General features: G+C 63.8%; 6 protein-coding genes. 2 read left to right on the top strand and 4 right to left on the bottom strand.

Annotated features, from left to right (window positions below):
• The first annotated feature begins 28 nt into the window (after positions 1-28).
• A complete protein-coding gene (locus AADX97_RS24135; RefSeq protein ID WP_374235028.1) occupies positions 29-1,318 on the top strand; it encodes a citrate synthase in 1,290 nt (429 codons plus the stop codon).
• A 187-nt stretch (positions 1,319-1,505) separates the two neighbouring features.
• Here AADX97_RS24135 and AADX97_RS24130 read toward each other — a convergent pair whose 3' ends face one another.
• Positions 1,506-2,003: a hypothetical protein gene (locus AADX97_RS24130; protein ID WP_374234941.1), complete on the bottom strand. Its 498-nt coding sequence runs from the start codon at positions 2,001-2,003 to the stop codon at positions 1,506-1,508.
• Positions 2,004-2,453: 450 nt separating this feature from the next.
• On the opposite strand from AADX97_RS24130, the gene AADX97_RS24125 reads away from it, so the two are divergent.
• Positions 2,454-3,035 (top strand): OmpA family protein, encoded by a 582-nt coding sequence (locus AADX97_RS24125; RefSeq protein ID WP_374234942.1) that lies wholly within the window; start codon positions 2,454-2,456, stop codon positions 3,033-3,035.
• A gap of 233 nt (positions 3,036-3,268) precedes the next feature.
• Here AADX97_RS24125 and purB read toward each other — a convergent pair whose 3' ends face one another.
• The 3 genes from purB to AADX97_RS24110 all read right to left on the bottom strand — a co-directional run bounded on the left by purB (position 3,269) and on the right by AADX97_RS24110 (position 10,781).
• Positions 3,269-4,636, bottom strand: a complete 1,368-nt coding sequence (purB, locus tag AADX97_RS24120) for an adenylosuccinate lyase (RefSeq protein ID WP_374234943.1) — start codon at positions 4,634-4,636, stop codon at positions 3,269-3,271.
• Positions 4,637-4,646: 10 nt separating this feature from the next.
• Positions 4,647-7,307 carry an aconitate hydratase AcnA gene (acnA, locus tag AADX97_RS24115; RefSeq protein ID WP_374234944.1) on the bottom strand — a complete coding sequence of 887 codons (2,661 nt, stop codon included), beginning with the start codon at positions 7,305-7,307 and terminating at the stop codon, positions 4,647-4,649.
• A gap of 282 nt (positions 7,308-7,589) precedes the next feature.
• A complete protein-coding gene (locus AADX97_RS24110; protein ID WP_374234945.1) occupies positions 7,590-10,781 on the bottom strand; it encodes an efflux RND transporter permease subunit in 3,192 nt (1,063 codons plus the stop codon).
• Position 10,782 lies beyond the last annotated feature (1 nt).

The following is a 10,782-nucleotide window of genomic DNA, read 5'->3' as shown; positions in this document are numbered from 1 at the left end:
CCCCGAACCCCGAACCCCGGAGATCGTCATGTCCAACGAAGCGACCTTGACCGTGGGCGACGCGACCTATCGTTTCCCGATTATCGAGGGTACCGAGGGGGAGCGCGCAATCGATATCCGAAAGCTGCGCGCGGAAACGGGCTTGATCACCCTTGATCCCGGATACGGCAATACCGGGAGTTGCCAAAGCGCCATTACCTTTATCGATGGCGAGCAGGGGATCCTCCGCTACCGAGGTATTCCGATCGAGCAGTTCGAGCAGGCGCCGAACTTCGTCGAGGTTGCCTGGCTGCTGATCTTCGGTCATCTGCCGAGTCCGGAGGAATACGACACCTTTGCTGCCGATTTGACCGGGTGCGCGAACCTCGACGAGGGGATGAAGCATCACTTCGAGGGTTTCCCGCGCGCGGCGCCGCCGATGGCCATCCTCTCGGCCATGATCAATGCCCTGTCCTGTTTTCATCCGGAGATCTTCGAGCTCCAGGACAAGGATTCGGTGCGGATCGCTGCGGCGGGGTTGATCAGTAAGATCCGCACCATCGCCGCCTACGCCTACCGTCACTCCAAGGGGCTACCCTACATCTATCCGGATCCCAAGCTGAGATATGTGCCGAACTTTCTGCACATGATGTTCTCCCAGCCCTTCGAGCAGCATGTCTGCGAGCCGATCGTTCGAGACGCACTCAACCTGATCCTGTTGCTACACGCCGATCACGAGCAGAACTGCTCGACCTCGACCGTTCGGATGGTCGGCTCGAGCCAAGCCAATCTCTTCGCATCCTGTGCGGCAGGCGTCTGCGCGCTTTGGGGTCCGCTGCACGGTGGCGCGAACGTTGCCGTGCTCGAGATGCTTGAGCAGATCCATCAGGGACAGATGACCCCGGACGACTATGTGCGTCTGGCGAAAGACAGGGACAGCAAGGTCCGGTTGATGGGTTTCGGTCACCGGGTCTATCGGAATTTCGACCCGCGCGCACGGATGTTGGCGAACGTCGCGGAGCGGCTCCTGCCGCAGCTCGGTTTCAAAGATCCGCTGCTCGACATTGCGCGTCGGCTCGAGGAGATCGCGCTCGAAGATCCTTACTTCGTGGACCGGCAGCTCTATCCCAACGTGGACTTTTACAGCGGCATCATCCTGCGCGCGATCGGGATTCCGGTGAACATGTTTACGGTCATGTTCGCGATCGGGAGACTTCCCGGTTGGATCGCCCATTGGTGGGAGCAGGAGCAGACGCCCGGCAATAAGATCGCCCGGCCGCGTCAAATCTATGTCGGGCCGCGAGAGACCGACCGCGTGCTGTTGAGCGAGCGACGCTGATGCGCGACGCGGGTCGGGCGGAGTGCGCGCGCCGGACCGCGCGGCGCGGACTCAGGCGAATTCCGGAAACCGTCATCCCAAGAGCATAGGTTGTGCCGAGCCGTGCGAGGTACAACCAGCCGTCGGCGCACGTTGTGCTTCCTATCGTCAGCACAACCTACGGGTATCGAATCTTGCGGAAATCGCATCAAAGGTGGAGGTGCCGAGCTTCGATGTCGGCCTCGGCGTGCTCCCACATCTGCTCGAAGTCGGCACTCAGCCGACGCGCCTCCCGTCGCCCGTGCATATCGGCGACGCCTTCGCTGCCTTCCGCGGATGGCCGCTTGATGTAGGCGCGCCGGTCGCCGATCAGAAAGGCATCGGGGCGATCCGCGGCGTCGTCCGCAAGACGCCGGATCGCGATCCTCGATGTTAGACGCTGAGCTAGTCCGACGATGCGGTCCCCGCCTTGGTTGCGTTTGTCCGGATGGCTCAAAAGGACATGGACAGGCGAGTCCGGCTGGGCGAGTGCAAGCCTCTTGACGGCATCGATGAACTCCTTCGTGTTGTACAGATCGAGGTCCAGCGTACGATCGAACAAGAGCAGCTCGCGTTGCGCCCCTTGTGCAATCGCAATCCCCGCGTCTCGAATTTCGCCCCGCGTTGCGAGCATGCGGGGGCCTGGCTGGTGTCGGGTCCCGTTCATGTTATTAGGGCTCCTGCTCTGCGGGCCTTGAGTGCGTGCCGTCCGGCCCCGATCGCTAAATACTGCCTCCCGGTGTCCGGACGTGGCAGTTGTGAATACGCAACAAACCTCGGCGATTGTTCGCAAGCCGCGTTGTTGCTTTGATTGAGGATCGCTTCGCCGATCGTGGCTGTGGTATTGAGAAAGCGGTCGTTGCAAATATGTCTCGCGCACCGAAAAAAGTTGCACTTTTGTGCCTGTTGTAGGCTAAAATGTCGTTGTCCCAAGTGCGGTCTGTCGATGCCGTCCGCGCCCTATCTTAATCGATGAGTTGACCGAAAGACGGCAGACCCGCGGCGAACGAGCGATCCAACGACGACGATGATGTTGCTTTTTCCTGACATGTCTTCCGCCCAAGGCCAAAGCCGACGCTTGAATCATCATCCATCCACCTGAACAGGAAACCAAAAGATGCGCAAACAGAAAAAGACCTCAAGGCTGGCCGCGCTCGCAGCCCCGCTTGCGATGGCCGTTACATTGGCCGCTCCGCTGTCGGTCCAGGCCGACTACAATTACGACCACTTCTGGTCCGCTCAGCCCAAAGGCACGGCTTGGGTGACCAGCTACGGCGAATGCTGGCAGAGTCTCCACGGCGCGAATGATTTGGAGCCCTGCGTGAAGGCCGCCGTGGTTCCGAAGGAATTCGTCGTCCGTCTGAACTTCGAGTTCGATAAGTACGAGATTCAGAACATTGTGAACGACGCCGAGCTGCAACGCCTCGACGACTACATCGCTCAGGTGAAGTCGACCGATACCCGCGAGGAGATCTCGCTCGTCGGTCACACGGATGCTAAGGGTTCCGACGAGTACAACATGGCGCTCGGTATGCGTCGTGCCGAGACGATTCGTGACTACATGGTCAACAAGGGTATCCCGGCCAGCGATATCGTGTCGGTCACCAGCATGGGCAAGCGCGACATGCTGCCTGAGTACGACATCTTCTCGGTGCAGCAGCGCCGCGTGAAGATCCTTGCCGAGTACGAGGGCAACTAAAGCCCCCGACGCCGACACGCGTTGCCTCGATCGCCGGTTTCGAGCCGGCGATCGAGCCGGCCGAGATTAACCGGCCATCGCTTTACCTCTCTCTTGTCCATCCCTTTTGATTACCACGACGATCACGTCAGTGCCCGACGTGGCAGGGTCCAATAAGCCTCATCCCCCCGACCGGGGCTTATGGGAGGGCCGTTCACGTCTCGACGTGAGCGGCCTTTTTATTGGCCCATCACTCAGATTTCGCGTGCAAGCCGAGCGGCGTCCCCGAGATAGGTCGCGGGTGTCAGTGCCGCAAGCTGGGCCTTCGCCTCTTCCGGGATCTCCAATCCATCGATGAAGACCTTGAGCGCTTCCGGTCCGATGCGGTGCCCGCGCGTCAACTCCTTGAGCCGCTCGTAAGGGCGGTCGACGCCGTAGCGGCGCATCAGGGTCTGGATGGGCTCTGCCAAGACCTCCCAGTTCGCATCTAGATCGGACGCCATCCGTGCAGGATCGGCCTCCAGCTTGCCGATTCCGCGCAGGGCCGATTGGAGTGCGATGCTGGTGTGGGCGACGCCGACGCCAAGGTTCCGCAGAACCGTCGAGTCGGTGAGGTCGCGCTGCCAACGCGAGATCGGCAGCTTCGCGGATAGAAACCCCAGGATGGCGTTCGCGATCCCGAGGTTGCCTTCGGCGTTCTCGAAGTCGATCGGGTTGACCTTGTGCGGCATGGTCGAGGAGCCGACCTCGCCCGCGACGGTACGCTGCTTGAAATAGCCCAGCGAGATGTATCCCCAGAGGTCGCGTGAGAGGTCGATCAGGATGGTGTTGAAACGCGCCACGGCGTCGAACAGCTCCGCCATGTAATCATGGGGCTCGATCTGGGTCGTGTAGGGGTTCCAGGCGAGCCCGAGAGACGCGACGAAGTCGCGGGTCAAACCGGGCCAGTCGACCTCCGGATAGGCGACGCGATGAGCGTTGTAGTGGCCGACCGCGCCGTTCATCTTGCCCAGCAGCGTCACCTCGGCGACGCGGTCGCGCTGGATGCGCAGCCGGTGGACGAGGTTCGCCATTTCCTTGCCGAGCGTCGTCGGCGTGGCCGGCTGTCCGTGGGTGCGCGAGAGCATCGGCTGATCGGCATAGCGATGCGCCAAACCCCGGACGGCCGCGATGACGGCGTCCATCTCGGGCAGCAGGATCTGCTCCCGCCCGGCGCTCAGTATGAGCCCGTGGGCGAGATTGTTGATGTCCTCGGAGGTACAGGCGAAGTGAATGAACTCGCTGGCCGCGTGGAGTTGGGGATGTGCTGCGACCCGCTCCTTCAGGAAATATTCGACCGCCTTCACATCGTGATTCGTCGTGCGCTCGATTTCCTTGATGCGTTGTGCATCCGCGACGCCGAACTGCTCCGCGATGTCGTCGAGCAGCCGGTCGGCATCGGTCGAGAAGACCGGCACCTCCGGGATTCCGGGGTGCCGCGATAAGGTTTGCAGCCAGCGGATCTCCACCAGCACCCGGTAGCGAATCAGCCCGAATTCGCTGAATATAGGCCGCAGATCGGTCGTCTTGGCGCCGTAACGCCCGTCGACGGGCGAGATGGCGGTCAGGCCGGTGAGATCCATCGCCATCGGATCAGGCCGCGAGCCGACGCAGGACGTAGGGCAGGATCCCGCCGTGCCTGTAGTAGTCGATCTCGTTCGGGGTGTCGATCCGCACCTTGGCCTTGAAGGTCTTCACCGACCCGTCGGGCACCGTCGCACTGACGGTGACCGACTTCGCCTCGGCGTTCTCGAGCCCGGTGATGTCGAACTGCTCGGTCCCGGTCAGGCCCAGCGATCGGGCGTTCTCGCCCGGCAGGAACTCGAGCGGCAGGATGCCCATGCCGACCAGGTTCGAGCGGTGGATGCGCTCGTAGCTCTCGGCGATGACGGCGCGCACGCCCAAGAGACGGGGTCCCTTCGCCGCCCAGTCGCGCGAGGAGCCCGAACCGTATTCCTTTCCGGCGATCACGATGACCGGCGTCCCCTCGGATTGGTACTTCATCGCTGCGTCGTAGATCGACATCTCCTCGCCGCCCGGCTGATGCAGGGTCACGCCGCCCTCGGTGCCTGGGGCCATCAGGTTGCGCAGACGGATATTGGCGAAGGTGCCGCGCATCATCACCTCGTGGTTGCCGCGCCGCGAGCCTAGGCTGTTGAAGTCCTTGGGGTCCACGCCCTTCTCGATCAGATACTTGCCCGCCGGAGAGTCCGGCTTGATGGAGCCGGCCGGCGAGATGTGATCGGTGGTGATGGAGTCGCCGAGCACGGCCAGGCAGCGCGCACCTGCGATGTCCTCGGCCGGGGCCACGTCCAGCGTCATCCCGTCGAAATAGGGCGGGTTGCGGATGTAGGTCGAGTCCGGCCAGTCATAGGTCTGGCTTGCGGCCACCTCGATCGACTGCCAGCGCGCATCCCCGGCGTAGACGTCCGCGTAGGCGGAGGTGAACTCGTCGACGGTGACGTTCTCGGCGATGGCCGTGTTCACCTCGTCCTGGGTCGGCCAGATGTCCTTGAGATAGACAGGTTGGCCGTTCGGTGCGGTCGTCAGCGGATCCTGGTAGGGATCGAGATCGATCCGCCCGGCGATGGCGTAGGCGACGACCAGCGGCGGGCTCGCCAGATAGTTCATGCGCACCTCGGCATGGACTCGGCCCTCGAAGTTGCGGTTGCCCGAGAGGATGGACACGGCGCAGAGGTCATTGTCCGCGATGGCCTTGGAGACCGGCGCGGGCAGCGGGCCGGTGTTGCCGATACAGACCGTACAGCCGTAGCCGACGTTGTGGAAACCCAGTGCCTTGAGCGGCTCGGTGAGCCCGGCGCGATCCAGATAACGCGTCACCGCCATCGAGCCCGGGCCGAGCGAGGTCTTCACCCAGGGTGCGGCCTTGAGCCCCAGGGCCGCGGCCTTCTTGGCGACCAAGCCGGCGGCGAGCATGACGCTCGGGTTCGAGGTGTTGGTGCAGGAGGTGATGGCGGCGACCACGATGGAGCCGTCGCAGATCTCGACCTCGTGCCCGTCCATGACCGCCTTCGCGGTGCCCTTGCTCGGGATGTTGCGCTCCTTCTTGAGCGCGGCCAGCGCGGCCGGGAAGTGGCTTGCCATCTCGGTGAGCGGTACCCGGTCCTGCGGGCGCTTCGGGCCGGCGAGCGAAGGTACGACATCGCCCAGATCCAGCCCCAGGGTCTCGGAATAATCGGCCTCGGCAGCGTCGGCGGTGTGCCAGACGCCCTGTGCCTTGCAGTAGGCCTCGACCAGGGCGATCTGCGCCTCGTCGCGACCGGTCAGGCGCAGATAGTCGAGCGTGACCTGATCGACCGGGAAGAGACCGCAGGTCGCCCCGTACTCAGGCCCCATGTTCGCGATGGTGGTGCGCTCGCCCATCGGCAGGGTCGCGATCGCCGGGCCGTAGAACTCGACGAACTTGCCGACCACGCCGTGCTTGCGGAGCATGTCCACGATCGTCAGGACCAGGTCGGTCGCGGTGACGCCTTCGCGGAGTGTGCCGGTCAGCTTGAAGCCGACGACCTTGGGGACCAGCATCGAGACCGGTTGGCCCAGCATCGATGCCTCGGCCTCGATCCCGCCCACGCCCCAGCCCAAGACTCCGATCCCGTTGACCATCGTCGTGTGTGAATCGGTGCCGACACAGGTGTCGAAATAGGCTTGGGTGCGGCCGTCGAGCGGATTCGGGAAGACGACGCGCGACAGAAACTCGATGTTGACCTGATGCACGATGCCGGTGTCGGGCGGCACGACCTTGAAGCCGTCGAGCGCCTTCTGGCCCCACTTTAGGAACTTATAGCGTTCCTGATTCCGCCGGAACTCAAGCTCTGCATTGAGTGCGAAGGCGTCGTTCGAGCCGAAATGATCGACCTGCACCGAATGGTCGATGACCAGCTCGGCCGGCTGCAGCGGGTTGATCTTGCGCGGATCGCCCCCGAGCGCCTTCATCGCATCCCGCATCGCGGCCAGATCGACTACGGCCGGGACACCCGTGAAATCCTGCATCAGCACGCGCGCCGGGCGGTATTGAATCTCTTTGGAGGGCTCGGCCTTGGGATCCCAGTTGGCCAGGTCCTCGATGTCCGATCGGGTGACGGTGACGTCGTCCTCGTTGCGCAGCAGGTTTTCCAACAAGATCTTCAGCGAGAAAGGCAGGCGCGCGCTGCCGGGGACGGCGTCGAGCTTGAAGATCTCGTAGTCCGTACCGGCGACGTCGAGTGTGGCTTTGGCGTTGAAGCTGTTGGTCATGCGGTGCTCCGGGTTCGGCGAACAGGTTGGATCCGATTCTAGCGGCCAAGCCCGTGCGGCGCTATATGCTGCGGTGCAATATTCCCGGCTCGCGCAGCAGCGCTTCGATCCACCCGAACGACCCGAAATCAGAGTTGTTCACGTGCGCAAGAATGTGCGCGGGTCCGGCACAGCGACGATTCACAGGTGAGCCGACCCAAGGTCTCGACGACGAGGCTCCGGCTCCGGCCTCGTCATCGAGAAGATGCTTTGATCTCCCGGGGCGGTGCTCGGGGTGACTCGCTACATGGCTGTCTCCGTGGCCTTGGCCTCGGCCGTCGGCTGGGCGCCGGCGTCTTCGTCCGCGTCCTCCGGCTTGGGCTTGATCCAGGCTCCCCCCTTTTCGCCAAGCCACTGGAACATGACGTAGAGCGCGGGGATCAGCAGGATGCCGAAGATCACGGCGAAGAGCATGCCGCCGAGCACGGTGGAGCCCAGGTGGATGCGGGCGTTGGCGCCGGCACCGGTGGCGAGCACCAGCGGCATGAGACCGATGATGAAGGCGAGCGCGGTCATGAGCACGGCGCGGAAGCGCATGTGCGCGGCGATGAGGGCCGCATCCAGCAGGCTCTTGCCGCCTTCGCGCTGCTCCTTGGCGAACTCCACGATCAGGATGGCGTTCTTGCCGGCGAGGCCGATCAAGAGGACCAAGCCGATCTGGGTGTAGAGGTCGTTGTCGAGTCCGGCGAGCCAAAGGGTGACCGCGGCCCCCAGGATGGCGACGGTCACCGAGGTCAAGACGGCGAAGGGGATCGACCAACTCTCGTACAGGGCGACCAGGAAGAGGTAGCCGAAGAGGACGGCCAGGCCGAAGACGGCAATCTCCCCGCCTGCACTCTGCTGGGCCTCCTGTAGGGACAGGGCGGTCCATTCGAAGCCGTAGCCGTCGGGCAGGGCCTTCTTGGCGGCCTCCTGCATGGCGGCCATGGCGTCGCCGGCCGAGTGTCCGGGGGACGGGCTGCCGCTGACCATCGCCGTGAGGAACTCGTTGTAGCGGAAGACCAGGTCCGTGCCCAGCTGCTCGCGGATGGTCGCCAAGGTGCCGATGGGGACCATGGCTCCGCTCGCCGAGCGGACATAGGCACCGGCCAGATCGTCCACCGTCATGCGCGCATTCTGGTCGGCCTGGACGTTGACCTGGTAGGTCTGTCCCTGATAGGTGAAGTTGTTGACGTAGGTGCTGCCGAAGGTGGCCTGCAGGGTGTTGAAGACATCGGCGACCGGGACGTCCAAGTACTGCGCCTTGGTCCGATCGAGCTCCAGGTAGAGCTGCGGGACGTCGGCGCTGAAGGACGAATAGGCCCGGCCGATGCGCGGGTCCTGCTGGGCCGTGGCGATCAGACCTTGCAGCGTCTGGGTCAGCTCCATTGGAGACTGCCCGCCGAGGGCCTCGAGCTGCATGGTGAAGCCGCTGGCCTGGCCGAGGCCGGGGATGGGCGGCGGCGGGAAGAGGAACACCGTGGCCTCGGAGATGGCGCTCATCTGCCCTTGGAGGTTTTCGAGAAGACCCTTGATCCGTAGCTCCGGGGTGGTGCGCTCGTCCCAGGGATCGAGGACGATGACGCCCATGCCGCTGTTGGAAGAGGGCGCGCTGGTCAGCATGCTGAAACCCGAGACCGTCATGACGTTGGCGACACCGGGTGTGCGCGCGGCGATCTCTTGAACTTGGGTGAGCACCTCCGTGGTGCGCGGTAAGGCGGCGCCGCTGGGCAGACTCACATCGACGAAGAGAACGCCTTGGTCTTCATTGGGGATGAAGCCGGTCGGCAGGCGGTCGAGGAGCAGCACCGCAACCGTTCCGATGAGCACGATCAGCAAGCCTGCGATCGGGGCGCGCCGGGCGAAGATGCGCACGATGCCGACATAACCGTCGCGGGTCTTGTCGAAGCCTGTGTTGAACCAGGCGAAGGGTCCGCGTTTCGCCGCCTTCGGCTTGCGCAGCACGAGCGAGCAGATGACCGGGGAGAGTGTCAACGCATTGAGCGCGGAGATGGCCACCGCGGCGGAGATGGTCAGCGCAAATTGGCGGAACATCTCGCCCGAGATGCCGGGCAGGAAGGCGACCGGCGCGAAGATCGCAAAGAGCACCAGGGTGGTGGAGATGATCGGCCCGGTCACCTGCTCCATGGCCTTGAGGCTGGCGGCGCGTCGGTCGAGCCCCTCTTCGAGCATCAGACGCTGGACGTTTTCCACCACGACGATGGCGTCGTCGACGACCAGTCCAATCGCCAAGACCACCGCGAAGAGACTGATGGTGTTGGCCGAGAACCCCGCCGCGAGCAGGACGACGAAGACACCGATCAGGGACACCGGGATGGTCAAGGCCGGGACGATGGTCGCGCGCAGGTCCTGCAGAAAGATGAAGACGACCAGGAGCACGATCACCGAGGTGATGCCCAAGGTGAAGATGATCTCCTGGATCGACGCCTTCACGAAGAGGGTCGAGTCGTAGATGACCTCGGCCTCCACACCTGCCGGGAACCGGGTCTTGAGTGTTTCGAGCTCGGCACGGACCGCCTCGGCGACGTCGAGCGCATTGGCCTGGGGCGATTGATAGATGCCGATGGCTGCGGCTGGCTTGCCGTTGAGGAACGAGATCTGGCTGTAGGATTCAGCGCCGAGCTCGACCCGGGCGATGTCCTTTACGCGCACGATAGCCCCGTCCTCTCCGGTACGCACCACGATCTGCTCGAACTCGCTCGGCTGGACCAGCTGGCCTTCGGTCACGATCGCGTATTGGAGGACCTGTTCGTCGGCGATGGGCGGGCCGCCGATCTGTCCGAGTGCGGCCTGAAGGTTCTGGGCCTGGATGGCGTTGATGACGTCGCTCGGGGTGATCCCGAGCGCGGACATCAGCTCGGGCTCAAGCCAGATGCGCATGGAATAGTTGAGTGGGCCGAAGAGACTGGCCTCGCCGACGCCCGGGATGCGCGCGACCTCGTTCTGGATATTGATGGTCGTGAAGTTGGACAGGAAGATCGGGTCCTTGCTGCCGTCCGGCGAGAAGACGTTGATGAACAGCAGCAGATTGGTGGACTCGGCCTGGACCGTGATGCCCAGCGCCTGGACCTCTTGGGGCAGCTGCGCGAGGGCTTGGGAGACCCGGTTCTGGGTGTTGACCTGGGCGATGTTCGGGTCGGTGCCGACCTCGAAGGTGACCGTCAGGTTATAGGTGCCCGCGGAGGAGGCGGTCGATGACATGTAGATCATGCCCTCGACGCCGTTGACCTGCTGCTCGATTGGGCTGCCGACGGTGTCGGCGATGGTCTGGGCGTCCGCACCCGGGTAGCTGGCCGTGACCTGGACTACCGGCGGGACGATGTTCGGATACTGAGAGACCGGGATGCTGAAGATCGACAGGAGCCCGGCCACCACGATGATGGTCGAGACCACTGCCGCGAGGCGTGGCCGATCGACGAAGACCTTGGAGATCATG

The sequence above is a fragment of the Thiocapsa sp. C2-2m genome (genome assembly GCF_041903745.1).
Lineage (GTDB): Bacteria > Pseudomonadota > Gammaproteobacteria > Chromatiales > Chromatiaceae > Thiocapsa > Thiocapsa roseilacustris.
Note: the sequence above shows the minus strand (reverse complement) of the source record. Positions and strands in the feature narration are given on the sequence as shown.

Excerpts from the sequence above, each read along its gene's own strand:
- AADX97_RS24135 (WP_374235028.1), top strand. The coding sequence starts at position 29 with ATGTCCAACGAAGCGACCTTGACCGTGGGCGACGCGACCTATCGTTTC.
- AADX97_RS24130 (WP_374234941.1), bottom strand. The coding sequence starts at position 2,003 with ATGAACGGGACCCGACACCAGCCAGGCCCCCGCATGCTCGCAACGCGG.
- AADX97_RS24125 (WP_374234942.1), top strand. The coding sequence starts at position 2,454 with ATGCGCAAACAGAAAAAGACCTCAAGGCTGGCCGCGCTCGCAGCCCCG.
- purB (WP_374234943.1), bottom strand. The coding sequence starts at position 4,636 with ATGGATCTCACCGGCCTGACCGCCATCTCGCCCGTCGACGGGCGTTAC.
- acnA (WP_374234944.1), bottom strand. The coding sequence starts at position 7,307 with ATGACCAACAGCTTCAACGCCAAAGCCACACTCGACGTCGCCGGTACG.
- AADX97_RS24110 (WP_374234945.1), bottom strand. The coding sequence starts at position 10,781 with ATGATCTCCAAGGTCTTCGTCGATCGGCCACGCCTCGCGGCAGTGGTC.